The sequence below is a fragment of the Vibrio sp. TRT 2004 genome (assembly GCF_050113735.1).
In the GTDB taxonomy this organism is placed as follows: Bacteria; Pseudomonadota; Gammaproteobacteria; order Enterobacterales; family Vibrionaceae; genus Vibrio.
Genome location: NZ_JBNJOH010000038.1, coordinates 14,707 through 39,923, shown reverse-complemented (window position 1 = coordinate 39,923; position 25,217 = coordinate 14,707). Strand labels below are relative to the sequence as shown.

Annotated in this window: 27 protein-coding genes, 6 tRNA genes and 1 pseudogene; 23 read left to right on the top strand and 11 right to left on the bottom strand. The window is 46.7% G+C overall.

Translation table 11 applies throughout. From position 1 onward, the window contains the following. Positions 1–316: 316 nt before the first annotated feature. The 4 genes and pseudogenes from ACQEXR_RS14925 to ACQEXR_RS14910 form a co-directional block, all read left to right on the top strand. Positions 317–837 (top strand): annotated as a pseudogene (locus ACQEXR_RS14925) (hypothetical protein); the annotation flags it as partial. Then, positions 821–1,258, top strand: a complete 438-nt coding sequence (locus ACQEXR_RS14920; RefSeq protein WP_331428239.1) for a hypothetical protein — start codon at positions 821–823, stop codon at positions 1,256–1,258. The pseudogene ACQEXR_RS14925 and the gene ACQEXR_RS14920, both read left to right, overlap by 17 nt. An 816-nt stretch (positions 1,259–2,074) precedes the next feature. Beyond that, a complete protein-coding gene (locus ACQEXR_RS14915; protein WP_427020656.1) occupies positions 2,075–2,431 on the top strand; it encodes a hypothetical protein in 357 nt (118 codons plus the stop codon). 113 nt (positions 2,432–2,544) lie between these two features. Further along, positions 2,545–2,826 carry a putative quinol monooxygenase gene (locus ACQEXR_RS14910; RefSeq protein ID WP_427020655.1) on the top strand — a complete coding sequence of 94 codons (282 nt, stop codon included), beginning with the start codon at positions 2,545–2,547 and terminating at the stop codon, positions 2,824–2,826. A gap of 127 nt (positions 2,827–2,953) precedes the next feature. Here ACQEXR_RS14910 and ACQEXR_RS14905 read toward each other — a convergent pair whose 3' ends face one another. The 7 genes from ACQEXR_RS14905 to ACQEXR_RS14875 all read right to left on the bottom strand — a co-directional run bounded on the left by ACQEXR_RS14905 (position 2,954) and on the right by ACQEXR_RS14875 (position 10,062). Next, positions 2,954–3,919, bottom strand: coding sequence for a diguanylate cyclase (locus ACQEXR_RS14905; protein WP_427020654.1), 966 nt, complete (start codon positions 3,917–3,919; stop codon positions 2,954–2,956). Then, positions 3,916–4,899 carry a response regulator gene (locus ACQEXR_RS14900; RefSeq protein ID WP_331418481.1) on the bottom strand — a complete coding sequence of 328 codons (984 nt, stop codon included), beginning with the start codon at positions 4,897–4,899 and terminating at the stop codon, positions 3,916–3,918. Before ACQEXR_RS14900 ends, ACQEXR_RS14905 begins: the two co-directional genes overlap by 4 nt. A gap of 173 nt (positions 4,900–5,072) precedes the next feature. Continuing rightward, entirely contained in the window at positions 5,073–6,008 is a 936-nt protein-coding gene (locus ACQEXR_RS14895) for a hydroxymethylglutaryl-CoA lyase (protein ID WP_427020653.1), read from the bottom strand. 4 nt (positions 6,009–6,012) lie between these two features. After that, entirely contained in the window at positions 6,013–6,831 is an 819-nt protein-coding gene (locus ACQEXR_RS14890) for an enoyl-CoA hydratase-related protein (RefSeq protein ID WP_427020652.1), read from the bottom strand. A gap of 3 nt (positions 6,832–6,834) precedes the next feature. After that, positions 6,835–8,448 carry a carboxyl transferase domain-containing protein gene (locus tag ACQEXR_RS14885; protein ID WP_427020651.1) on the bottom strand — a complete coding sequence of 538 codons (1,614 nt, stop codon included), beginning with the start codon at positions 8,446–8,448 and terminating at the stop codon, positions 6,835–6,837. A 12-nt stretch (positions 8,449–8,460) separates the two neighbouring features. After that, on the bottom strand, positions 8,461–9,630 hold the full coding sequence (locus ACQEXR_RS14880; protein WP_331418485.1) for an isovaleryl-CoA dehydrogenase: 1,170 nt from the start codon (positions 9,628–9,630) through the stop codon (positions 8,461–8,463). Between the two features lie 57 nt (positions 9,631–9,687). After that, positions 9,688–10,062: a MerR family transcriptional regulator gene (locus ACQEXR_RS14875; protein WP_138973529.1), complete on the bottom strand. Its 375-nt coding sequence runs from the start codon at positions 10,060–10,062 to the stop codon at positions 9,688–9,690. 174 nt (positions 10,063–10,236) lie between these two features. On the opposite strand from ACQEXR_RS14875, the gene ACQEXR_RS14870 reads away from it, so the two are divergent. The 13 genes from ACQEXR_RS14870 to ACQEXR_RS14810 all read left to right on the top strand — a co-directional run bounded on the left by ACQEXR_RS14870 (position 10,237) and on the right by ACQEXR_RS14810 (position 19,164). Further along, entirely contained in the window at positions 10,237–11,448 is a 1,212-nt protein-coding gene (locus ACQEXR_RS14870; RefSeq protein ID WP_427020650.1) for a thiolase family protein, read from the top strand. Positions 11,449–11,478: 30 nt separating this feature from the next. Beyond that, a complete protein-coding gene (locus ACQEXR_RS14865; protein WP_426953067.1) occupies positions 11,479–12,972 on the top strand; it encodes a CoA-acylating methylmalonate-semialdehyde dehydrogenase in 1,494 nt (497 codons plus the stop codon). A 9-nt stretch (positions 12,973–12,981) separates the two neighbouring features. Next, complete coding sequence (locus ACQEXR_RS14860; RefSeq protein ID WP_427020649.1) at positions 12,982–14,136, top strand: acyl-CoA dehydrogenase family protein; 1,155 nt, start codon at positions 12,982–12,984, stop codon at positions 14,134–14,136. Between the two features lie 9 nt (positions 14,137–14,145). Further along, the gene (locus tag ACQEXR_RS14855) at positions 14,146–14,934 is read left to right on the top strand and encodes an enoyl-CoA hydratase (RefSeq protein ID WP_427020648.1); all 789 of its coding nucleotides are present in this window, start codon (positions 14,146–14,148) and stop codon (positions 14,932–14,934) included. An 11-nt stretch (positions 14,935–14,945) separates the two neighbouring features. After that, positions 14,946–16,076, top strand: coding sequence for an enoyl-CoA hydratase/isomerase family protein (locus ACQEXR_RS14850; protein WP_427020647.1), 1,131 nt, complete (start codon positions 14,946–14,948; stop codon positions 16,074–16,076). A gap of 11 nt (positions 16,077–16,087) precedes the next feature. Beyond that, positions 16,088–16,987, top strand: coding sequence for a 3-hydroxyisobutyrate dehydrogenase (mmsB, locus tag ACQEXR_RS14845; protein ID WP_427020646.1), 900 nt, complete (start codon positions 16,088–16,090; stop codon positions 16,985–16,987). Between the two features lie 22 nt (positions 16,988–17,009). Then, positions 17,010–17,768, top strand: a complete 759-nt coding sequence (locus tag ACQEXR_RS14840) for an SDR family oxidoreductase (protein ID WP_331418492.1) — start codon at positions 17,010–17,012, stop codon at positions 17,766–17,768. Positions 17,769–17,853: 85 nt separating this feature from the next. Beyond that, entirely contained in the window at positions 17,854–18,201 is a 348-nt protein-coding gene (locus tag ACQEXR_RS14835) for a HopJ type III effector protein (protein ID WP_427020645.1), read from the top strand. Positions 18,202–18,248: 47 nt separating this feature from the next. Further along, entirely contained in the window at positions 18,249–18,602 is a 354-nt protein-coding gene (locus ACQEXR_RS14830) for an MmcQ/YjbR family DNA-binding protein (RefSeq protein WP_138971716.1), read from the top strand. Between the two features lie 166 nt (positions 18,603–18,768). Next, positions 18,769–18,842, top strand: a tRNA-Cys gene (locus ACQEXR_RS14825). A gap of 3 nt (positions 18,843–18,845) precedes the next feature. Then, positions 18,846–18,921: transfer RNA gene (locus ACQEXR_RS14820), tRNA-Gly, on the top strand. 69 nt (positions 18,922–18,990) lie between these two features. After that, a tRNA-Leu gene (locus tag ACQEXR_RS14815) sits at positions 18,991–19,077 on the top strand. A gap of 13 nt (positions 19,078–19,090) precedes the next feature. After that, positions 19,091–19,164, top strand: a tRNA-Cys gene (locus tag ACQEXR_RS14810). A gap of 50 nt (positions 19,165–19,214) precedes the next feature. Here ACQEXR_RS14810 and ACQEXR_RS14805 read toward each other — a convergent pair. Next, on the bottom strand, positions 19,215–20,195 hold the full coding sequence (locus tag ACQEXR_RS14805; RefSeq protein ID WP_427020644.1) for a diguanylate cyclase domain-containing protein: 981 nt from the start codon (positions 20,193–20,195) through the stop codon (positions 19,215–19,217). Between the two features lie 745 nt (positions 20,196–20,940). Here ACQEXR_RS14805 and ACQEXR_RS14800 point away from each other — a divergent pair. From ACQEXR_RS14800 to ACQEXR_RS14790, 3 genes are all read left to right on the top strand, one after another. Further along, positions 20,941–21,027: transfer RNA gene (locus ACQEXR_RS14800), tRNA-Leu, on the top strand. A 13-nt stretch (positions 21,028–21,040) separates the two neighbouring features. Beyond that, positions 21,041–21,114: transfer RNA gene (locus ACQEXR_RS14795), tRNA-Cys, on the top strand. Between the two features lie 136 nt (positions 21,115–21,250). Next, positions 21,251–21,850: a class I SAM-dependent methyltransferase gene (locus tag ACQEXR_RS14790; protein WP_427020643.1), complete on the top strand. Its 600-nt coding sequence runs from the start codon at positions 21,251–21,253 to the stop codon at positions 21,848–21,850. Here ACQEXR_RS14790 and ACQEXR_RS14785 read toward each other — a convergent pair whose 3' ends face one another. Then, positions 21,851–22,285, bottom strand: coding sequence for a DUF4174 domain-containing protein (locus ACQEXR_RS14785; protein WP_427020642.1), 435 nt, complete (start codon positions 22,283–22,285; stop codon positions 21,851–21,853). It lies immediately after the preceding gene. Between the two features lie 109 nt (positions 22,286–22,394). Between ACQEXR_RS14785 and ACQEXR_RS14780 the strand changes: the two genes are divergently transcribed. Together ACQEXR_RS14780 and ACQEXR_RS14775 are read left to right on the top strand one after the other, a co-directional pair. Beyond that, positions 22,395–22,913 (top strand): GNAT family N-acetyltransferase, encoded by a 519-nt coding sequence (locus ACQEXR_RS14780; protein WP_427020641.1) that lies wholly within the window; start codon positions 22,395–22,397, stop codon positions 22,911–22,913. 2 nt (positions 22,914–22,915) lie between these two features. Next, positions 22,916–23,296 (top strand): nitrous oxide-stimulated promoter family protein, encoded by a 381-nt coding sequence (locus ACQEXR_RS14775; protein ID WP_427020640.1) that lies wholly within the window; start codon positions 22,916–22,918, stop codon positions 23,294–23,296. A gap of 35 nt (positions 23,297–23,331) precedes the next feature. Here ACQEXR_RS14775 and ACQEXR_RS14770 read toward each other — a convergent pair whose 3' ends face one another. After that, the gene (locus ACQEXR_RS14770; protein ID WP_427020639.1) at positions 23,332–24,492 is read right to left on the bottom strand and encodes an MFS transporter; all 1,161 of its coding nucleotides are present in this window, start codon (positions 24,490–24,492) and stop codon (positions 23,332–23,334) included. Here ACQEXR_RS14770 and ACQEXR_RS14765 point away from each other — a divergent pair. Next, a complete protein-coding gene (locus tag ACQEXR_RS14765; protein ID WP_426953083.1) occupies positions 24,440–24,697 on the top strand; it encodes a hypothetical protein in 258 nt (85 codons plus the stop codon). The two genes, ACQEXR_RS14770 and ACQEXR_RS14765, sit on opposite strands and share 53 nt — an antisense overlap. Here ACQEXR_RS14765 and trxC read toward each other — a convergent pair. After that, on the bottom strand, positions 24,689–25,123 hold the full coding sequence (trxC, locus tag ACQEXR_RS14760; RefSeq protein ID WP_331418384.1) for a thioredoxin TrxC: 435 nt from the start codon (positions 25,121–25,123) through the stop codon (positions 24,689–24,691). The two genes, ACQEXR_RS14765 and trxC, sit on opposite strands and share 9 nt — an antisense overlap. Positions 25,124–25,217: the final 94 nt, after the last annotated feature.

Sequence of the window (25,217 nt, the reverse complement as noted above, 5' to 3'; positions counted from 1 at the left end):
ACGTTTAAAGGCTTCAAGATACTTTTTCTAATCCTACCTAACAGTTTAGCGCCTCAGCTCTAAACCGTTTTTGTCCAACAATGAGCTAGCTTCTGTAGCTGGCTTTTTCCGCCCCTTTATTGGTTCCAGTAAAAACCAAATGGGTAAATAGGCGAATTTTCCTCAATTGTCGATTATGTGACCTTTTGTCTAGGGTTTGTCCGTTGAGTTTGTTGATAATAAATCAATTGCTTATTCTTGCGAGTACGTCGAACGTTTCTTCAAGTTGGTAAGCACATGTTTAACAATGCCGTCACCGTTGGAACGCCAACTAGTTTCAATTGCCAAGCAGTTTGGTGATATGGGCGTTAAAGCGGATTTGATTGAGAGCAAAGGCAAAACGTTGGTGGCGTTTAACGGCACAGATCAGAATGGAAGAGTGCTCAAATATGCGTTTGTGAATGGTACTCGTATCAACATGAACGGAAAAAAATACCCGCTCAACTCATTTAAAGCAATGCAAGCTGGCTTTAGCCCAAAATCAAGAGCCGAGAATTTTAAAGGGGCAGGAGTATTAACGTTTGTTGTGTCGGCGAGTATTGCAACTAGTGATCTAGTGTTCAAGGATGATTATCACCTGTTTATTGGTTTGGTAATGTTGGCTCCGATGTGTTTAAGGCGCTATTGCAGTACGGTGTTGGAGAGGCTGCTATTTTTGCAGCGCCAGTTTTTGGGTTGTCCGTAGTAATGGTGGGGGCGGTGGTTTTTGTTGCTTATGCAGTCATTGAGGTTGCTTGGTCCGAGTATGACGTAAATAACAAAATCGTAATGGAGTTGGAAAATGCAATCGAAAACTAAGGTAAGAATAGCGGGTGTTTTTTTTCTCATCGCACTGGTTGGAGGGTGGCTATTTATATCTTACGTCGCATTGCAGGATTATCTTGATCTATTAAACAATGAGCCTGTAGTGTCATTTTCCCCCGTAGTTTTATTGATGCCAATCGGTGGTCTTGGGGTGGCCTTTTTTGCAATTGTTCTTTTCCCTAAATCTATTTGGCGCGGGGAAAGGTTTGATGAAACCTACCCGCCAAAAGTAAAAGCGATGGTCAACAGAATTTCCATATACTTCATCTTGATTGGCGTGGCGTTTGCTGCTGGTTGGACATACCACACATTTGATCTAATGGATAAATATGGCTACGTATACAGTGATGATTTGAACAAGCATGCGGGGACAAGCATTTACCGAAAATGGGTACGGGTGCTACCGTCTATTTAGAAACAATAAAGGCTCCCTGTAGGGTAAGCGCATCATAAACCGCGCATTCTCATCGTCTAGCCCGAATAATAAGATCAAACCTCCAACCCAAAGGAGATTTGAAATAGCCAAACGACGCACTAACCAAGAATGGCGAACTCTGTTCGAACACGGGATCTATTAGAGCGCTGAATTGAATAGTTATTCAACGAACGAAGGCTCGAAAACTGTCGAACGATTTCGCCCAGACTCTTTGGATAAGTAGAGCGACTTGTCTGCATGCTCAAGCCAAGCAAGGTGACTTGATTGGAGCGGTGAAATCTCGCACACGCCAAGACTAAGAGAGAGCAATCCAGTTCATTGGTTGATTTCGAATCAAGCATAGTCTGCGTTTTAATAATAGTTAATGATAATATTATAGTTAGAACTTCAGGGCTGAGTTAGTGCAGGGCGCTCAATTTAGCCCTTTTCAAGTTACTACCTCTTGATTTCCCAATGTATCGAAGTGAAATTTGACTTATTTTTGCGAGTATTGAACATTTAGCGTTCGATTTTTATGATGCTGCTGCTGAGCTTTTTTCCTAAGTGGATGCCGATGATTTTATGCTGAGTGCTGGTCTTCTCCTTTTACTTTGGCGCATCTAGGTCGATCGGTATATCGGCCTAATTTGGAATGAGCAGTTAAAAAACTATGCGAAAAATTAACTTTAAATAGAAAAATTTTTAATGTAATTAATGCTTAAAATATTACGACGTTCTCAAACTTGCGTGTCTCTTTAGCCTCGTTAAGTGTGTCGTGATCTATTTTGGACAAAAAATATACATCAAAGGGATTCTATGCGATTTTCAACAATATCTCGCTTGCTATTGGCTGCTTCCATTACAGTATTAGCAATGCCAAGTCACGCTACCAACAAACTCACTGAGAGCCAAATCGAATCTGGTATAGATACTCAGATCGATTTTATGACAAATAACGGTGCATTTGCCCACCTAGCTAAATGCAGTGGCAAAACGCACGCAACCATTATTCAAGGCTATCGCGACTCGATGTATAAATGTGCGAAATTCATTGATACCCAAAGTGAAGATGATAGCCAATATGAGAATTGTCTTAACAATGGGATTAAGTCGGTGCTAGGAATGACAGATGCACAACTAGAAGAGTGTTACGCTAAATTTGAAGGCGAATAAGATGGTTTTGTCCGCGATGGCGATGCTAGTCGCGGCATTGCTTGTTGCGATTGATGTGTAAAGACGGACAATGAGTGAATAGGGTCGTGGAGTCGGGTGAATAAGGAACAAGCATGACAAAAGTGACACTAAAAGGCTTTATTTTGGTGCTAGAGCGCGATCTCGATGTCGTGAAAAACGAGTTGATCACCCATAGGCAGCTAACGTTGCTAGAGCCGGGCTGTATTACTTTTAGCGTCACTCAGAATAGTGATAACCCTCTTCGGTTTGACGTGTATGAAGAGTTTATCGATAGAGCGTCATTCGATGCTCATCAACAACGCGTAAAAGCGTCCCATTGGGGAAGAGTGACGGTTAACGTTGAGCGGTTTTACCAAGTTATCGAGTCAGCCTAGTGCCAAACATGGCATAACGTTGAATGATAGGTTGCGTGAGAAAGCTCAAACTATACCCAGAATCGCTGAACGCTAAGTTAGGTCAGCGATTCTTACCACGCTTCTATTTGAGCACTGAATTGAATCGTTATTCAACGAACGAAGGCTCGAAAACTGTCGAACGATTTCGCCCAGACTCTTTGGATAAGTAGAGCGACTTGTCTGCATGCTCAAGCCAAGTAAGGTGACTTGATTGGAGCGGTGAAATCTCGCACACGCCAAGACTGATAGTATATTTGACATGGTGTTGATCACATTTGACTATCGAGCTCTCAATCCGTTTACGTAACCGTTCAGTGAAATAAAGCGCTTGATTGGCACATGTACCAGGCAAGATAACCGTGAACTCCTCACCGCCGTAGCGTCCACAAATGTCGGTACTGCGTGAGGCACGCTTTAAGGCTTCAGCGGCATGACGGATTACTTCGTCGCCCACAGTATGGCCATATGTGTCATTGACACGTTTAAAATGGTCAATATCAAAAATAACAAGTGATGAGACTTCACCCGTCACCTGACAGTGTTCGTACTCTTTCTGTAGATTCATTTCCCAATGTGCGCGATTGTAAAGCTTAGTGAGTCCGTCGGTTTGGCTCAAGCTGGACAGCTTTTGGTTTGAATCCAGTAGATGAATCTTATTTTTAGCAATATCCGTCACGTCATTGATGATCAAACTCACGTGCGACACATCACCATTGACTGAGGTCAGTGGCGAAAACGTAATGTTTTGGCGCATCTCGCTTAAGCTGTTGGAGATAGGGCTGAAGTTTTTAAATTTAAACAGGTAAGGGCGGTCTTCCCAGCAAGAAAAGCCTCTGCTATTGAGACTAAATGCGGTATTGACCTTTTTTCGCAGCCAAGCTTCAGGTAGATCTCTAACAACACTAAACAGCACTTTTCCAAGGATTTGATCGGCACTGATTCCACTGTACGACTGCATGAATGTGTTCCATGCACATACCTTGTAATCGCGATCGACGACGATCAGCCCAGCATCAAGATCGCCGATAATTTGCATTGCCCAGTGAAGGTCTCCGATTTCACTCGCCGTCATATTAAGCTCTCCAGAATTTGTTGAATGGCATCAAGAGACTCGTTATCCATCAAGAAAATAATGTCACAAGCGACATCCAGATTTTCGGCTTTGTAGACAAATTCGATCGTGAAAATGTCTTGGTCATACTCCTCAAGGAAACCGCTAGAACTCAGCGATGCTTGCAGTGGTTCTTTTTCCAGCACAATCGGCTGGCGCAACGATATCGAGATGTCCAACTGTTTGCTAAAAGAGACCAAAAATGACGAAACCAGCAAGTTTGATATGTCGAGAATGACTTCGTTGGTGGAGTTAACCTGGTCATCCGATGCTACGTTTGTAAGCTGTTCAAACCCTTTGCCATGTAGGCACACCAAGGCTTCCCCATTGATGCCATTGCCGACAAAACGTTGTGAAACCGCGCGGGATTCAGAATTGTTGACGATGTCTTGCACCGTCATTTTTAATTCTGATTGATGCAATGAAGCGACGTTGGGTAATGGCATTTCAATGAACTTGCCCACTTGTTCGGCGATGATAGATGCACTGGCACCTAACGCTATATTGCTCATTTCGCGAATTGCGCCCATAAGATCAATCGCGTTTGGCGTTAGCTCTGGGTGCTGGGTTGTCGTTGCTTTTAGCGGAATCTCAAAACGATTAAAGAGTTCGACGAGATCAGCGGTAACAAAAGGCTTTTCAATAAACTCATTGGCACCAAGTTGAAGACATCGGTTTTTGGCCTGAATCTGAATATCACCAGACACGACGACAATGTGTGTTGGGTAGTAGCTTACAGGCAGAGACGCGAGGACTTCGAAACCGTCCATAACAGGCATAGTTAGATCAAGAAACAACAAGTCGATATTTTGGTTACTCATGATTTCTAACGCGGCTTTTCCGTTTTCTGATTGGAAAATTTGGATAGTATCTGAAGGGTCAATTCGACTAATGATGGATTTGCGAGCGATCAACGAGTCATCGCAAACTAATATGTTCATGACGGTAACTTATACACCTAAAGCAGAGTGCCATTTTTAAGCAGGCACGAGTGGCTATGCGTCAGTATTGTGACGCTTGTTCAAACATTTGACCATATAGATAACATTTTTATAGCTCGAACTTCACGCATTTTTTAAATGTAAATCACAAAAGTTGGATGGTCGGCACATAATTATGTACGAATTTTGCACTGTAATGCGCGTGTAACATTAGATGCAGGCTGGATATTTAACGTTTGGCAGATGAATGCGCCGACCCTAGCAACGGCATTGAGATCAACACCGGTTTTAATCCCAAGTCCATGACATAGATAAAGTACGTCTTCTGTCGCGACATTTCCTGACGCCCCTTTCGCATAAGGGCAACCTCCTAAGCCAGCGACGCTTGAATCTATCGTATTGATGCCCATAAGGAGGGACTGATAAATATTGGCCAGTGCCTGTCCATAGGTGTTGTGGAAATGAACCGCAATGGATGTCGCGGGCGTGTTAGTGAGAATGGCGTCAAGCAACTGCGCAGTTCGATTTGGCGTAGCAGTACCAATCGTATCGCCGAGAGAGACTTGATAGCAGCCCATATCGAGCAACGCTTGCGTCAGTTCAGCAACTTGTGCCGGTTGGGTTGGGCCGTCATAAGGACAATCCGCGACACAAGATAAGTACCCTCTAACAGGAATGTTATGCGCATGCGCCAAATCTATCACGTCCTTAAACCGTTGAAGACTCTGAGAAATTGAACAATTAATATTGCGTTGGCAAAATCCTTCCGAAGCGGAGGTAAAGACGGCGACTTGTTGTACGTTATGTTTTAGCGCTTTTTCAAGCCCTTGAACATTAGGCGTTAACGCAGAATAAATCACCCCTTGGTGCCGTTTAATATTGGCAAATACCTGACCGGAGTTAGCCATCTGGGGCACCTTTTTCTCTGAAACAAAAGCCCCTGCTTCAATCTGTTTTAATCCGGTTGCGGACAATTGGTCAATCAAGGCTATTTTTACCTCGACAGGTAATGCCGCTTCATTTTGCAAGCCGTCCCTAGGCCCCACTTCAAAGATGTTGACCTGTTCGAGTTGTATGTCTGGGACGTTCACCTTGTTCGTTTGATTCATACCGCTAATGTTCCTTCTTCATCCAGTCAGGCGCTCTCTTTTGCAAGAATGCGGACAAGCCTTCCTGTCCTTGAGGTGACACACGTATTTTGGCGATCAATTCACTGGTATAACGCATTAAAGCGTCATCAATCGGTGATTCGCTACAGTGGTGGCAAAGGCGCTTAACTTCAACCATTGCTTGTGGCCCATGATTCAGTACTGGCAGTAGCCATTGGTGCGCATCCTCGGTTATATCTAAGCAAGGAGAGATGTGGTGAATCAGGTTGAGTTCGAGTGCTGTGTGGGCATCGATTCGCTCCGCCGATAGCATATATCGCCTGGCGTTGCGTACGCCCATCGCTCTGATGACGTAAGGAGCGATTGTCGCAGGGATGAGCCCTAGCTTGACCTCACTCAAGCATAATTGACAGTTCTCACTGGCAAACACCATGTCGCAGCAACAGATGAGTCCCAATGCACCGCCAAAGGCGCAACCTTGGACAATTGCTACTGTCGGAAAAGGGAATCGATCAAGCTTATCAAGCAGAGTGGCTAACTGGTACGCATCGAGCTGATTTTCCTGCTCGCTCTTAGTCACCATGGATCGCATCCACTCGATATCTGCACCGGCTGAAAAATGCTTACCTTGGCTATTGAGGATCAGGGCTTTCACCATTGGGTCGGCGGAGAGGTTATCTAAAGCGGTGATCAGTTGAGCAATCACTTCAGCGTTGAAGGCATTGGCTTTTTCAGGGCGGCAAAGAGTGACGGTCGCAATACCATTGTTATCGATATGGTAGACAATGTTTTGGTGGAGATTTCGGTCGATTCTGGTGGCCATAATTTACATCCTAAAGATACCAAACTGGCTATCATTAATCGGGTGACGAAGGGCTAACTTGAGCGCGTGCGCCAGAACTTGTCGCGTATCTTTGGGGTCAATAATGCCGTCATCCCATAGACGGGCGCTGGCGTAGTAGGGATGTCCTTGATGGTTGTATTGTTCAAGGATCTGTTGGCGAAATTGCTCGGCGTCCTCCTGAGTCCAACTTTCTCCCTGACGCTGCATGACTTGTTGTCTGACCTGAGTTAACACCCCCGCCGCTTGTTCTCCCCCCATCACGGAAATTCGCGCATTCGGCCACATCCACATCAGTGTAGGGTCATAGGCTCTGCCGCACATACCATAGTTGCCCGCACCATAAGATCCTCCAATGATAATGGTAAACTTGGGTACGTCAGCGCACGCGACGGCCATGACCAGTTTGGCGCCATTTTTGGCGATACCGCCTTCTTCAAACTTTTTCCCGACCATAAAGCCAGTGATGTTTTGCAGGAACAAAAGCGGTACTTTTCGTTTCGCGCACAACTCAATGAAATGGGCCCCTTTTTGAGCCGATTCGGAAAACAGAATGCCATTGTTGGCAATAATGCCAAGCAAATGGCCTTCAATACGCGCAAAGCCACAAACCAAAGTTGTACCAAATAAGGCTTTAAACTCGTCGAACTCCGAACCGTCAACGATTCGGGCGATGACTTCACGTACATCGAACGATAAGCGAAGATCCGCATTCACTATGCCATAAAGTTCTTCGATGTTGTAAAGGGGGGATGAGCTCTGTGTCTGATGAACGGATGGGGTAAGTTCACACGATAAGTTAGTGTTAGAGACAGCTTGTCTTGCCAACTGAAGTGCATGAAGTTCATCTTCCGCGTAATAGTCAGCGACGCCTGATTTTCGACAGTGGACATCGGCACCACCGAGCTCTTCTTCGGTCACAATCTCACCGGTTGCGGCTTTAACCAATGGGGGGCCGGCCAAGAATATCGTGCCTTGCTGTTTCACTATGATCGATACATCCGCCATCGCAGGGATATAAGCGCCTCCTGCGGTGCATAACCCGAGGACAACGGCGATTTGTGGGATCCCTTTCGCCGACATTCGGGCTTGGTTGAAAAAGATGCGACCAAAATGCTCGCGGTCAGGAAAGACATCGGCTTGGTGAGGCAAGTTGGCACCACCTGAATCTACCAGATAAATGCAGGGCAGCTGACAACGTTGGGCGATCTCTTGTGCTCGTAAGTGTTTCTTTACCGTCAGAGGGTAGTATGTTCCGCCTTTCACTGAAGGATCATTCGCAATCACCATACATGACTGGCCGTTGATTTGTCCCACGCCGGCGACAACACCGCCACAAGGAACAGGTTCGTCATACACATTCCACGCGGTGAACTGAGCTATTTCAAGAAATGGAGAGTTGGCATCGAGAAGATGCTCGATGCGTTCACGTACGGGTAGCTTGCCTTTTTTTCGCTGGTGGGCGATTGCTTTTTCGCCGCCTCCCAGTTTGATAGATGCGATGTCATCCTCTAACTGTTTAACCAGCGTGGACATTGCGGCAAGATTTTTGATGTAGAGTGGGGCGTCGGTGTGAATCTTCGACTTAATCACGGCCATAGTCAGCTCCCTTTAACGTGATTCTTCAAACAGTTCCCGACCAATTAGCATGCGTCGGATTTCTGAAGTACCTGCACCAATCTCATACAACTTGGCATCACGTAGTAATCGACCCGCAGGAAATTCGTTTATGTATCCATTACCGCCGAGCAACTGAATGGTATCCAGTGCCATCTGAGTCGCAAGTTCTGCACTGTAAAGGATCACACCCGCGGCATCTTTGCGGCTTGCATGCCCGTTATCACAAGCATTGGCAACCGCGTACACATAGGCTCGGGCTGCATTGGATCGTGTATACATGTCAGCAACTTTGGCTTGAACCAACTGAAACTCACCAATTGAACGTCCAAACTGTTTACGGTCGTGAACATAAGGGATCACCAAATCGAGACACGCTTGCATGATTCCAAGTGGGCCTGCGGCGAGTACGACGCGTTCGTAGTCCAATCCACTCATCAATACTTTTACGCCTTGATTCACTTCTCCCAGCATATTTTCAACGGGGACGGGGCAATTATTAAAGACCAGCTCACAGGTGTTGGAACCCCGCATACCAAGCTTGTCCAGTTTTTGAGCATGTTGGAAAGGAGAGACCGCTTTTTCAACGATGAATGCGCTGATACCGTGCGCTCCCTGAGTCGCATCCGTTTTCGCGTAGACAACCACCACATCGGCATCTGGGCCGTTGGTAATCCACATCTTGGATCCGTTGAGTAGGTAGTGGTCGCCGTTAAGTTCCGCTTTTAGTTGCATGCTAACAACGTCTGAACCTGCGTTAGGCTCACTCATCGCTAACGCACCGACATGGCTACCATCGATCAGTTTGGGCAGGAATTGTTGCCTTTGCGCTTGGGTTCCATTGCGAAATATTTGATTGACGCAGAGGTTGGAGTGAGCCCCATAGCTGAGCGCTACGGATGCTGAGGCGCGGCTGATCTCTTCCATCGCCACAACATGGGCAAGATAGCCCATCTCAGCTCCGCCATATTGTTCAGAAACGGTCACGCCGAGTAGCCCCATTTCACCGAACAATGGCCATAAATGGTTAGGAAATGAGTTGGAGCGGTCTATATCGCTGGCAAGCGGTGAGATCTGTTGTTGCGCAAACCCGTTGACGTGTTCACGCAACAAATTGATCGATTCATCTTGCCCAAAATTGAGCGGTGTATATTGGCTTATCATGACGCCTCCGACTATCGGCTTATAACGTAGTATTCGAAGACGTTTGAGGACGATAAGTTATTGAGGGTCCACAACTAATGCTTGCTGGCAACGTTCACGCGCTACGTTGAGATCTTCAAGCATATGGTTAATGTCTTCGAGCTGGCGCAGTAGCACCGCTTCCTTTTCATCAATGATCTTCAGCATTTCTGTTAGCTGAGTTTCACCTTGGTGTGTATCGTACAGCTCAAATAATTCGCGGATTTCTGCTAAAGAAAACCCAAGACGCTTCCCACGTAAAATAAGCTTGAGCCGGGTTCTATCACGACGATTGTAGATACGCATACTGCCTTTTCGCTCTGGATGAATCAGTCCTTCATCCTCGTAAAAGCGGATACTGCGCGTCGTCACATCAAATTCTTTAGCGAGTTCGCTGATCTTATATTTTTCCACTGAGCTAAATTTCCTGTGTGTTCTTATTTGGGCTATCAGACGGTTGGCACCTATGTTGGTGAGTCAACCTAAACAGACAAAATGTAATTGATTCGTTTCTTTACGTTTACGTAAATGTTAGTGCTATGCTTACGTAAACGTCAAGAAATAATGTCAGCATAAAAGGGGCATCAAATGGAGCAGAAAGAGGTATGGATCGTATCAGCGAAACGAACTCCAATGGGCCGTTTTCAAGGTGCGCTGGCTGGTCTTTCTTCCCCGCAGTTAGGTGGGATCGCCATTGGTGCTGCAATAGAACAGTCAGGCTTATCTGAGCAAATTGTTGAACAAGTTTACATGGGATGTGTACTGCCCGCAGGATGTGGTCAAGCGCCAGCAAGACAAGCGGCACGGGTAGCGAAATTGCCTCTGCATACTGCTTGTACCACGATCAATAAGGTGTGTGGTTCAGGAATGAAGTCTGTGATGCTGGCGAACGATCTGATTCGCGCAGGTTCGATTCAATGCGCGGTTGCTGGTGGTATGGAGAGCATGAGTAATGCCCCTTATCTGCTGAAAGATGCGCGTAGTGGCATGAGAATCGGGCACAAAACCACTTATGACCATATGTTTCTTGATGGACTGCAAGACGCTTATGAAGGTGAACTTATGGGCGTCTACGGTCAAAGAACGGCGGATAAATACCATTTCACCCGTGAGCAAATGGACCAATGGGCAACCTTATCTGTAGAGCGAGCATTAGCTGCGCAAAGCCAAGCCATGTTCGACCAAGAGATGGTTCCAGTCGCAGCTCAAAACGGAGAGCTGCTGAGTTGTGATGAACTTCCACCATCAATCGATTTGTCAAAAATATCACGCCTCAAAGCGGCTTTTTCTGAGGATGGAACGATCACTGCGGCCAATTCGAGTGCCATTTCTGATGGAGCTGCTGCGTTAGTCGTCATCGATAGCGAAACCGCAAAATCTCATGGCGCGAAACCCTTGGCGGTTATCAAAGCGCACGCGAGCCATGCCAGAGAACCTGCTGAATTTACCATTGCACCCGTGTACGCGATTAAACAGCTACTTTCGCAGCTTGATTGGGAGGTGAGTGACGTTGATCTTTGGGAGATCAATGAAGCCTTTGCGGTTGTGACACAAATTGCTGTTCGCGAACTTAGACTCGACCAAGACAAGGTAAATGTTAAAGGGGGAGCTTGTGCCTTGGGCCACCCAATAGGTGCGAGTGGGGCGAGAATATTAACTACGCTGATCTACAGCCTAAGACAGCTACAGGCAATGGGAGTGGACGGCGATGTTAGCCAGAGAAAAGTCATGAGAGGGGTTGCCGCAATCTGCATTGGTGGAGGAGAGGCTACCGCGATCGGTATCGAGATCCCGCTCTAAACCAACTTCACGATGGAAAAGGAAATCACAATGACACAGTCAGTCAGTTTATTTATTGGTGGCGAGTTTTGTCAGTCCAAAACGAGTGATTGGATAGAAGTGACCAACCCCGCGACGAATGAGATCATCGCAACATTGCCCTGTACGACGGATGCTGAAATCGAACAGGCGATAGAGAGCGCGCTAGAGCAATTCCACGTTTGGAAAGAAGTCGCCGTTTCAGACAGAGCGCGTCTTATGCTCAGATATCAGCATTTGCTCAAAGAACATCACGACGAGCTGGCACGCTTGCTGTCAAAAGAGACTGGTAAAACCACCGTCGATGCCAAAGGTGATGTGTGGCGAGGTATTGAAGTGGTTGAGCAGGCGGCAAATATCGCCAGCAATATGATGGGCGAAACGGTTGAAAACGTCGCGACAGATATTGATACCTATTCGCTGATTCAACCTCTTGGCGTTTGCTGTGGTATTACTCCCTTTAACTTTCCTGCCATGATACCGCTATGGATGTTTCCGCTTGCCATTGCAGCTGGTAATACCTTTGTCCTCAAACCTTCAGAGCAAGTCCCTTTAACTGCGATGCGCTTGGCGGAACTGTTCGCCCAAGCAGGAGCCCCCAAAGGAGTGCTGCAAATTGTTCATGGCGGCAAGGATCAAGTGGACTATCTGTTGTCTCACCCCGTGATCAAGGCGGTGTCGTTTGTTGGTTCTGTTGGCGTGGCGAAATACATTTACCAGACAGGAACGGCGCACAATAAGCGAGTGCAGGCCTTTGCGGGAGCAAAAAATCACATGGTAGTGATGCCTGACGCTAACAAAGCTCAAGTGATTAGTAACTTGGTTGGAGCGTCAGTGGGTGCCGCAGGGCAGCGTTGTATGGCGATTTCTGCCGCTGTGTTTGTCGGAGAGTCTAAGCAGTGGATCAGCGATCTGGCGACCGAGATGGCGAAAGTAACACCGGGAGCATGGAACGACGATCAAGCGGGTTACGGACCTTTGATCAGTGAACAGGCGAAAGCCAGGGTCATTGGTTTGATTGAGGAAGGAAAAGCACAGGGGGCGACTTGTGTGCTTGATGGTAGCCAGTGCTGCGTCGATGGATACCCGAACGGCAATTGGCTTGCTCCGACCTTGTTTAGTGGCGTGACTACGGATATGTCCATTTATCAGCAAGAGATATTCGGCCCCGTTTTAGTCTGTCTAGAAGTGGATACCTTAGAGCAAGCGATAGCGTTGATTAACAACAATCCTTATGGCAATGGAACATCCATATTCACCGCCAGTGGCGCCGCAGCGAGAAAGTACCAGCACCAAATTCAGGTAGGACAGGTCGGTATTAATGTGCCAATCCCTGTTCCGCTTCCTTTCTTCTCATTTACCGGTTGGCGAGCAAGTTTCTACGGTGATTTGCATGCGTATGGTAAGCAGGCTGTGCGCTTTTACACGGAAACCAAAACGGTGACAGCGCGCTGGTTTGAAGATGACATTCCCAGTGGGCCAAACATGACCATTCAGTTGCGTTAAGGAGTCACTATGGATTTTGAACTCAACCAAGATCAGAAAGCGTTCGTCGATATGGCGAATCAGTTTGCCAGAGAAAAGCTGATGCCAATGGCATCGCAGTGGGATGAACAACAGATTTTTCCCAAGGCGATACTGCGCGAAGCGGGTGAATTAGGTTTTCTAAGCTTGTACACACCAGAACAGGCGGGAGGCTTGGGATTATCGCGTCTTGATGCCTCGTTGATATTCGAACAATTAGCGATGGGGTGTACGTCGACCACCGCCTTTATGACCATTCACAATATGGTTACTTGGATGGTTGGCTCCTTTGGCACACAACAGGCGATTGACGCCTATTGCCCTAAACTCACCAGCGGTGAGTGGCTGGGTTCCTACTGTTTGACGGAACCCAACGCTGGTTCTGATGCCGCAGCGTTAACTACGTCTGCTACGAAAACAGACAATGGCTACCTTCTCAACGGGGCAAAGGTGTTCATCTCAGGTGCAGGGGAGACGGACGTACTGGTTGTGATGGCGAGAACCGGTGAGAAAGGAGCCAAGGGAGTCTCAGCTTTTGTTGTGCCCGCTGATCGTGCAGGGATCAGTTATGGCCGTAAAGAGCCAAAAATGGGTTGGAACAGTCAACCAACGCGCAGCATCAGTTTTGATAACGTGTTCGTTGAAGCAGAAAATCGACTTGGCGAAGAGGGGCAAGGATTTACCTTTGCGATGAAAGGGCTAGATGGAGGACGGATCAACATCGCGACGTGTTCGATAGGTACGGCGCAACAAGCCCTCAATCAATCAACCCAATATCTCAAGGAGCGCAAGCAGTTCGGTCAGTCCTTGGCACAATTTCAGGCGCTTCAATTCAAACTCGCAGACATGGCAACAGAATTGGTTGCCGCTAGGCAGTTAGTTCGACTTGCAGCGAGCAAGCTCGACAATCATCACTCAGAGGCGACTGCCTATTGCGCGATGGCAAAACGTTACGCAACCGACATAGGTTTTGCGGTTTGCGATCAGGCGCTACAGCTTTATGGCGGCTATGGTTATATCAAAGAGTATCCGATGGAACGCTATTTCAGGGATGTACGCGTGCATCAAATCCTTGAAGGCACAAACGAGATTATGCGTGTCATTATCGCAAGACGTTTGCTTCAGGAAGAAGCGCAACTACTTTAGGGGGCAAGTATGCAGCACAATGAAGATGGCACGATTCAATACCAGATTACTGATCACGTCGCCGTTATTACCATCAGCAATCCACCAGCAAATACTTGGACGCGAGACAGCCTTGTCGCGCTCAAACAGTTGGTGTTGTCGCTTAACGCTATGCCGGACGTGTACGCATTAGTCATCACTGGGCAAGGAGAGAAGTTCTTTTCAGCGGGAGCGGATCTGAATCTTTTTGCATCGGGTGACAAAAGTGTCGCCATCGATATGGCAAGGGTGTTTGGGGAAGCATTTGAGACACTCTCTGCATTTCGAGGTGTATCCATTGCCGCGATCAATGGCTACGCCATGGGTGGTGGACTAGAAGTAGCGCTTGCCTGTGATATACGCATTGCCGAGCAGCAGGCACGAATGGCACTACCTGAAGCGAAAGTCGGACTTCTCCCTTGTGCGGGAGGAACGCAGAACCTCACTGCATTGGTGGGAGAAGGGTGGGCCAAACGGATTATTTTGTGTGGAGAGCAAGTCGATGCAAACCAAGCAGTAACAATAGGATTGATCGAAGAAGTAGTTCCACAAGGTGAAGCGTTAAGTCGCGCGGTTGCGCTTGCGAACAACGTCGCCAATCAGTCACCAACCTCAGTGTCGGCCTGTAAACAGTTAATTCAGAATGCGCGTACAAGCCCGATATCTCATGGCTTGGTCATGGAGAGGGAGCTATTTATCGGCTTATTTGACAGCGAAGATCAGAAAGAAGGCGTCAATGCATTCTTGGAAAAACGCCCACCACAATGGAAAAACAGATAGGAGGAATCAGCATGAAGGACACAGTTCACTTCACTGAATTAACCTGTAGCGATAACAACCACAAGGTAGGCGTAGCGACATTAGATAACGCATCATCACTCAATGCGCTCACCTATGAGATGTTGGTTGTACTTAAAGAGCAGTTAGAGCGTTGGCACGAAGATGATCAGGTCGTGTGCGTATTGCTTGACGGCAGTGGAGAAAAAGCATTTTGTGCAGGGGGCGATGTTCGTACCATGCATGAGGTTATGCGTGACAAAACGCCACAGCAAGTTCAAGAGTTTTGCAGCCAATTTTTCAGCGTTGAATATCAATGTGACTATCTGATCCATACCTATTGCAAACCGATTATTGCTTGGGGTCAGGGTATTGTCATGGGGGGCGGTATGGGCTTGTATATGGGCTCAAGCCACAAGGTCGTTACCCCAGAATCTCGCTTGGCGATGCCGGAGGTCACGATAGGTCTTTACCCTGATGTAGGAGGAACTTGGTTCCTGAATCGACTGGATCGAGGCATCGGAATGTTTCTTGGTATGACAGGCATCATGGTCAACTCAGCGGATGGGTTGGAGCTTCATCTGGCCGATCATATCGCACTTTCTCAGCATAAATCAGTGCTACTCGAACAACTGCAAGTCGCCGACTGGGAGTGTGTAGATGATGCCTATGAGGTCGTAACCGAAATACTTGAAAGTTTCGAGGCAGAAAGCAGCACTTATAAACCTGACTTACAGATCATGCCTTATTTTCATCAGATACAACAGGCGTGCGATGGCGACAGTGCACTGCAAGTTACCGACAATATTCTTGCCTTAAAGGGTAATCATGCATGGTTAGAGACAGCGAAAGCCAATCTGGTTTCTGGCAGCCCGATTACTATCCATCTCTGTTATCGACAGATGACCGAGTTTGACCAACTCTCACTAGCGGATTGCTTTCGTCTGGAATTGATTCTCTCGGTACGAAGTGCGTTGATGGGGGAATTTCAGGAAGGGGTACGAGCGCGACTCGTCGACAAGGATGGTCAACCCAAGTGGCGATTCCCCAACGTGGCCGCTGTCGATACCGCTGCAATTGATCAAATGTTTACTTCATTATGGAGTGAAGAGGCACACCCATTGGCACAGTTGGGTCATTACTAAAGGAGAAAACCATGACAAGGATAGCGTTTATTGGACTTGGTAACATGGGTGCGCCAATGGCTCAAAACCTGATCAACGCAGGTTGCCATCTTCAGGTGTTTGATTTGGTGGAAGCGTTGACGCACCCACTGGTTGAGGCGGGGGCAACACTGTGTCATTCACTAAAAGATGTGGTTACCAATGTAGATGTGGTGATCACTATGCTGCCAGCAGGTGAGCATGTCAGGGCAGTGTATCTCGGTGCGGAAAACAATGAAGGTTTATTGGCTCATGTTACTTCGGGCACTTTACTGATTGATTCGTCGACCATTGATCCGGAGTCGGCGCGCGTTGTTGGCCTAGCTGCACAAAAACAAGGAATCGAATTCGTTGATGCCCCTGTGTCAGGGGGTGTTGCTGGCGCAGCAGCAGGGACTTTGACTTTTATTGTTGGCGGAAGTGATGTGGCATTTGAACATGCTGAGAAAGTGCTGAAACACATGGGTAAAAACATCTTTCACGCTGGCTCTGTGGGTAGCGGTCAAATGGGCAAAATCTGCAATAACCTGATGCTGGGTATTTTGATGTCAGGAACGTGCGAAGCGCTGACCTTAGGGATGGATAACGGCTTAGATCCAAAGGTGTTATCCAATATCATGCTACAAAGCTCAGGACGCAATTGGGCGTTAGAGCTCTACAACCCATGTCCCGATGTTATGGCAACGTCACCCGCTTCAAACAGTTATCAGCCTGGTTTTATGAGTAAACTTATGCTCAAAGATCTTGGTCTCGGCATCGAGGCGGCTGCAAAAAGCCAATCTTCGGTGCCTATGGGAGCTTTAGCGCGGAACCTTTATGCTCTTCATAATGCAAAGGGTAATGAGCTACTCGATTTTTCTAGCTTGTTTGAATTCTATCAATCGAAATCCTAACCACGATACGAAGGACTAAGCCATGGAGTTAAGAGAGAGTGTCATTGCAATTACCGGAGCAGGACAGGGGCTAGGTCAGATGATGGCGATTACGCTCGCCCACGCTGGCGCTGAACTGGCTCTGATAGATGTTAATCCACAGGCGTTGAAAAGTACCCAAGACCAGTGCCATATGTTGGGCGTAAAAGCACTGACTTACCGTGTTGATGTAACCGATGAAGCGCAAGTTGAACACGCTTTTAGTGACATTGTCACTGATTTTGGGCAATTGAATGGCTTAATTAATAACGCAGGCATTCTGCGAGATGGATTGCTGGTCAAAGTGAAAGACGGCGTGGTAAGTAAGATGTCATTGGAGCAATTTAATGCTGTCATTGATGTTAACCTCACGGGAACGTTTTTGTGTGGACGGGAAGCGGCACTCCGCATGATAGAAACGGATAGTCAGGGCGTGATCATCAATATATCGAGTGTCGCTCGGGCAGGAAATATCGGACAAACCAACTATGCGGCGTCTAAGGCTGCCGTCGCGACACTCGCGACAACGTGGGGTAAAGAGTTAGCGCGTTATGGGATACGTGCCGTTGCGATAGCGCCAGGCGTTATTGAAACCCCAATGGCTGCGCAGATGAAGCCCGAGGCAATAGCGCGGCTTGAAGCGATGATTCCTGCTGGACGCATGGGCAAAACATCAGAGATTGCTCATACGGTGAAGTTCATCTTCGAAAACGATTATGTCAACGCAAGAGTCATTGAAGTGGATGGGGGGATTCGGATGTAAGGTCGACCCTTTGTGAGTGCGTGTGTCTTTCATTCTCTCACTCCATATTATAAAGTGTTCCGAAATCAAAGGAGTACACACTGATATGGAACTTAATTCTTTTCTAGACAAACTTGCTCAGGCACCTGAAAGCGTTCAGTTTGAAGAGACGATGGCCGTTATTGATGCGAACTACAGCTTTACCCCAACGGCATTCACTAACGGCAATACCCACAATCAAGCCGATCAAAACAATGGGTCTTGTAAGATCTTTGCATTTGCTCAGTTAAATCAACTGCAAGCTGCGGCAACGCTTGCGTGCTTTGGTCAATATTACCGTGATGATGTTTTGGGTAATCCTCAAGGTGAAGATCACGCCAACATTCGTAATTTTATTCAATACGGATGGCAAGGGATTGAATTTTCAGGCAATGCATTAGTCGCTAAGTCTTAGCCAAATAAGGAGCGTCAGGCTCCTTTTTTGTTTTTGGGAGTAATACGATGAACAATACTCAACTTGCCCAGTTTCTAGATGGATTCGTCGGTGCAGAAGCGGACTATCCATTCGGCCCTCAAGCGCTTGTGTACAAAGTTAAAGGTAAGATGTTTGCCATATTGGCGGAAAGGGAAGGAAGGGAGTATGTGACAGTCAAAGTGGTGCCTGAAGATGGTGAGGTGTTGACGAGCCAGTTCAGTGACATCACACCTGGTTATCATACCAACAAACGTCATTGGGTTACGGTTTATTATCCGGGAGATGTGGAAGACGGTATGATTGAAGACTTGTGTGAGCGTTCTTATCAGCTCGTCGTGAAAAAGTTGCCTAAGTTGCAACAGCTTTCACTCGGTAGCTAGCGATTGTGTAAGTACAATCAGTGAACGTATAGATCAAACAAGCGCCATATTGCTTCAAAACTCAGCAATCAAAATAAAATGTGATATTTTTATTTGACTCTCATCGCTCAATCCGTAAAGTATGCAGCGAACGCCGCGGTGGGTAACCTAAAGCGTTGAAAAAAAAGGCGCGTTGGCAGAGTGGCTATGCAGCGGATTGCAAATCCGTGGACCTCGGTTCGACTCCGGGACGCGCCTCCATTTGCGACACTAGCTCAGTTGGTAGAGCGCAACCTTGCCAAGGTTGAGGTCACGAGTTCGAACCTCGTGTGTCGCTCCAGATTATTTTGGTAGCGGTTTTTACATCGATATCATAGATGGTGTCTCCATCACAAATTTAGATTTGTGTGCCCTGGTGGTGGAATTGGTAGACACAAGGGATTTAAAATCCCTCGGCGTTCGCGCTGTGCCGGTTCAAGTCCGGCCCGGGGCACCATCTGAAAATTTGAGGCGCGTTGGCAGAGTGGCTATGCAGCGGATTGCAAATCCGTGGACCTCGGTTCGACTCCGGGACGCGCCTCCATTCGAATAAAAAAAACCAGCTTGTTGCTGGTTTTTTTGTATCTGCTGTTTTTACACTTCTGCCAATGGTTTATTTGAGTCGTCTAACTCAACCAGTGCGAAACCATTTTTGCCGTTTTTCTTAATCTCATACATGGCCTGATCAGCGCGTTGATAGATATCAGCGAATTGATGGTGACTTCCTGCATATAGGCAAGCTCCTATACTTAGACCAATCTCGGCACTGTTGTTGGTATTGATCGATGGCATCACATTGACCAACAGTGAATCACAAAGGTGTGTGATCTGGTCGCGGGTGGAGTTACCACAAAGAATGACAAATTCATCGCCACCAAGACGGCCGATTTTAGCGTTTTTAGGCATGTGACGGGTCACACCTTCAGCAATTTCAATCAATAACCTGTCGCCCGCTTGGTGGCCGGATTGGTCATTAACGTTTTTAAAGTTATCGATATCGATAAAGATCAGTGCGCTGGTTTTATGTTGATTGAACGTGAGTTGGTGATCAAAAGCATCCTCAATGGCGATACGATTCAACACACCAGTCAAAGGGTCGCTATTGGCGAGTTTGGCGAGCTGAATTTCATAGCGTTTTTCTTGGGTGATATCGATATGAGTGCCCATCATACGCAGCGGCGAACCATCTTCTGCGTACTCAACAATTCTGCCACGATCGGAAACCCAACTGTCGGTGCCATCTTTATGGGTCATACGATGAATGACCTGATAAAGGTCGGTTTTACCTGCAATATGGTCTTCAAAAGCGCCAACAGCCAAATCATAATCGTCTGGGTGCAGCTTACTTTTCCATGTCTCTACCGTGGCGGTGAGTTCATTGGGTTGGTAGCCGAGCATCTTTCCCCATTCCATGTTAAAAATGGTCAACCTTCCTGATGGTACATGCTGTTCCCATAGGCAAAGCCCGTTGCCATCGAGTGCAACGTTGAGCTTTTCTTGCAAACGCTGGTTGGCACGTTTTAACGCTTCATTCTCATGCTTGAGCTGTTCAATTTGTTGTTTATAGTCGTCCATCACCTTCCCTGCTATAGCGACTAATCAGCCTTGAGCCACTATAACTCATCTGTCTGGTGAATATCTATGGTGGGATAAGTGAAGGTGAAAATCAGACAACAGCGCCAAGTGTTGCTTCGCTTCGCACCGAATCGAACGCTGTTGCACACATCTAGTGCGATAATTCTGTTGGTGTTGGTTTAAGTTGTTGAATTTGCTAGGTGAAAGTGTCTGGCACTCTATTTGCTCTACAATATTAGCCTCCGTAAACGGCGGCCAAAATAGAGATAACAACGTCACAGGCAGCGAAGCCTCTCTCCGTTAGTGAGAGAGGCTTTCGCCGTTTTAAGGAGAGTGTGATGGAAGTGGTTGAAGCGACCAAAGTATGTGACTTGTCACAGTTGCCCCCGTCTCATTACGGGGAATACAAGTTTTTCTAATGTCACGGGCAAAAATACGCTGGTCAATATCGAGAACGTCATCTTCAAGGACAGAGCCATCGCCATCGTCCCTTAGACGGTCAAAATTATTTTATGAAAAATTAACATTTGCATACTGCGTCGATTAATTGTTGAACGTACTGCTGGACAGGGAACTGTCTGATTCTTAGCTGTTTGTGTTGTTTTGTAACCACTAAGCTGAATTTTTCGGCATTCAAACTCAATTAAGTCTTAATTATATTGACCTTGGCGAACAATCGATTAAAGTACACCTCGTTCGAATGGCATGCTCGTTCGGATGATGGTGTACCATCGCAAATTGCGTTGCCCTGGTGGTGAAATTGGTAGACACAAGGGATTTAAAATCCCTCGGCGTTCGCGCTGTGCCGGTTCAAGTCCGGCCCGGGGCACCATCTGAAAATTTGAGGCGCGTTGGCAGAGTGGCTATGCAGCGGATTGCAAATCCGTGGACCTCGGTTCGACTCCGGGACGCGCCTCCATTTCATATATTAACCAGCCAAGGGCTGGTTTTTTTGTATCCACTTAAAACACCCATTCAAAACCATCTTACCATTGCGAGAAAACAGAACTCACGGCACTATAAGCCTCATCGAGTATTTGTTTGGTTGTAGAAACATGGATGAGAATAAGAAAATCTGGCAAGAGTATTACCAAAAAGCCTTGGCTCGTCCTCATTCTCAAAGAACCGAATGGGTGGCCAGATTAAACCAATCTGTTACTAAAGTTGCGATTGATTGTGGATGCGGAACGGGTAGTGATATGGAGTATCTGTACCAACAGGGTTACCAAGTATATGGCTTTGACATTAATCCGGACTCATTAGCCATTTGTAATGATAGATTTGCGTCAAATCCGTTGATCGAATTAACCCAGTCTTCCTTCGAAAACTATGACTATCCGCGTGCGGGTGTTGTTCTCGCAAATTCAAGTCTGTTTTTCGCTGATCCTGACTACTTTGACGAAATCTGGCGTCGTATCGAGTCTTGTTTAGAGTTAGGCGGTGTCTTTGCCGGCGATTTCATGGGATTAAAGGACAGCTGGGCAAACAATTATCGAAGTGTAACGACCGCGTTTAGTGAGGAGAATATTCGCAAACTGTTCACCAATTTTGAAGTCGTACGGTTTTATGAGCGTGACGAACAAGCTCCGACATCACTAGGCAAGCTCAAGCATTGGCATACCTTTTCAGTGGTGGCAATAAAGCGCAGTTATTAACTAAGCGGAACACGGGCTCATTTTAGTCGCCATTTCACGCTGCCGCATTGGCATCAGGTCGATAATGTGCTTGACGAGTTCCCAGTCCGTTTTTTTGTCCCAGCGACGTTTCTCTCCACCGTCTTTGCCGAGCAATATTATGGTATGTGAATCAGGCTTAACCTTGTAAGCGTCAAATAACGCTGGTAGGTCAAACTCCTCTTTCATCCATGCTGGAGAGGTAAAGCCATCCGCGGTAACGACAAGCGTGACCAAGTCTCGCTCTTCTAGCTCACATTCGTTGATTAAGCTTTCCAGAACAAATTGTTTGACGTGAGAGTCGTTAGTCGGAGCAAAATAGATCAGACTACGGTGAGGCATTGGGTGGCTATAAGCAGGATAGCCCCAAGCCATGGGACCGAACAGCAGGGCAGCGAGTAGAAGGAAAATACGCATCAGTTCTCATCTCCCGTTAATACCTAACAACAATCGACATTGATAGATGTTTTACGTAACTTGGCGATGTTAAGCTCACACCTAAGTAACATTATAGGAAACAAAATTTATGCATTCACTGATCACTGAGCGACTAAGGTTGAGAATGGTTGAACAAAGCGATGCTCATTTTATTGAGCAGTTGTACAACACACCTGATTTCCTTCAATTTATTGGTGATAAGCAGATACGCTCGCAAGCAGATGCAGTGAAGTATATCGAAGAGAAGATTCTAGCCATGCATCAACAGCATGGTGTTTGTCTTTTGCTGGTAGAGCGACTCGATAGTCACGAGAAGCTTGGCGTATGCGGTTTAATCAAAAGGCCTGAATTGGCTGCATATGACATTGGCTATGGTTTCTTGCCTTCAACGTATGGGCAAGGATTTGGCTATGAAGCAGGTCAGGCAGTGATTAATTACGCCAAACAGAGGTCAAACATAGATGAGCTGGTGGCGATCACAACGAGCGACAACGTTGGAAGCCGAGCTTTATTAACTAAACTAGGCTTTACCTATGTCAAAGTTCAAGAGCCAATAAGTGATACGGTAGATTTACTTTTGTATCAAATGAACCTGACCAGAGCATAAACATGGCCATATCGAGCATTTTACAGGGCGAGTTGCTTACCGAGTTCAAAACAGTTTGTGCCATGATCGCCATTTACTGTCGTGATCATCACAAGACAAACGGGGTACTCTGTGTGGAGTGTCAGGCACTGCGTGATTACGCCGAAACTAAGTTAGATCGTTGCCCGTATGGTGAGGCGAAACCTACTTGTAATCGATGTCCGATTCATTGCTACAAACCTGAACCGAAGCAACAGATGAAACTTGTGATGCGATATGCAGGGCCAAGAATGTTGTTGCCTCATCCATTGCTATCAATTCGTTACCTACTTCACGAACGCAAAGCGGTACCTGACAAGCCTGAGCCTAATGCTTCCAATCGATTTCAGAGACTCAATAGATAAAGAAAAGGACACAACTCGTGTCCTTTTTGCGGTGGTTATTCGCCAGCGACTGCTTGACGTTTTGTACGGATACTGGCAATCAACATATACAAACACGTTGCCAATAGAGTCGCGAATAAGTAGCCCATTAAGCCTTGTGTACCAGCCATAAACCAGTCAGCGGCAACAGGACCTGCAACAGAGCCAATGCTATAGCTAAAGAGCATAACTTGAGTTGCAGACACTATGTAGTTCGCCTCTAACTTGTCGCAGCCTAAGTTGATTGCGACAGGGTAGAGTGCGAATGTAGCCATACCTAATAAAAACAAGCCAGCGCCTAAAGCTTGCAGGCCATCAACCATGGTTGTGAATGTAATTGCTGCCACACCTAACATGCAAAACAGCGCCATCAACAACGTGCGACCTAAGAATTTAGATAGCCATGGCACGATAGGTTGAACTGCCATTCCGCCAAGGATAATGATCGCCATCAGGCCACCAATATCACTATTTTGAATACCGCGAGTCTGCAATTCGATAGGCATAAGACCATAGATGGCACCAAGGGTCAGTCCGGATACCGCACAACCAATGATCGCAGCGTGATTCAGTTTTCCAATCTGTTTTAGAGATAACGGAGTACTGTGCGCGCTTTCTGGCTGGTCACTTTCACCGAATAGCAATACCACTACGGCGACAATGAGCAATGTCACTATGGTGATAAAAGGGACACCGCCGGAAATGCCAATGACGCCAATGCCAAGTTGTCCTAGCGCACTACCGCCATACAATGATGCCATGTACAACCCAAGACGTTTAGCACGGGCTTTTTCATCACCATGTAGCAGCCACGACTCGACGATGACAAATACGCCCGCAACGGCCATACCAGCGACAAAACGGGCGATGATCCACGCGGTGGCGTTGGGTAACAAAGGCAGCATCATGATGGTGATGATAAATGCCACTAAGCACCAAACGAACGCTGAGCGATGACCGACTTTCTTGACTAAAGGTTCAACACCAATAGCGCCGATCAGTAGGCCAGCGTAGAACACGCTTGCCAACCAACTTGCTAGAGAACCTTCGAGTCCATATTCAGGCAACATTAAAGGAATTAGGCTCATTAAATAGCCTGAAGCGACTGCATATAGAGCAAGCGCAATGACAGGCACTGAAATGCGAGCTTTAGGAGCAGGGGCTAGGGTATTTTCCAATGTCGTGGCCTCAAAGTACGGATTAAATATGAACAGGATTTGGCGCGACTATCGGACTAAAGTTGGCGAAGGTAAAGCGAAAGGTTTTAATCTTGACGATAAAAAACCATTATCAATAATGGGGCTGAATAATTGCAAAGAAAAGCGGCCAAAATATGCATTTTTAACCGCTGTAATTGAGGGTTTTGATGGTTGGTTATTTTAAAATGGCTTGGCTAAGCCATTGATTAAACTGACTCTTGGGTAAGGCGCCATTCACCATGTCGACTCTTTTGCCGTTTTTAAACACCATTACGGTTGGAATGCTTCTAATTTGATACATTGCTGCGAGGTTTGGCTGGCTTTCAGTATCGACTTTTACAAATCGAACATTATTTGCTCGCTCACTGGCTTCGTCTGCAAATACGGGAGCAAATCCGACACATGGGTTACACCATGGTGCCCAAAAATCGACCACCACGGGTACGTCACTGTTTAAAATTGCAGTGAAGTTTAAATCGGTTCCTTCAATAGGTGCCCCATCGAGTAGGGGTGTTTGGCATTTCCCACAAACTGGAGATTCGGCAATACGTTCGGTCGGCACCCGATTGATACCTGAGCAAGATGGGCATCGAGTATTAAAGGTAGACATAGTTTTTCTCTCGTTATTTTTTCTATAAGATGACAGTCAATGTCATCGATAGTTATACTCTGAAACAATCGAGTGATACAAATAACAAATTCAA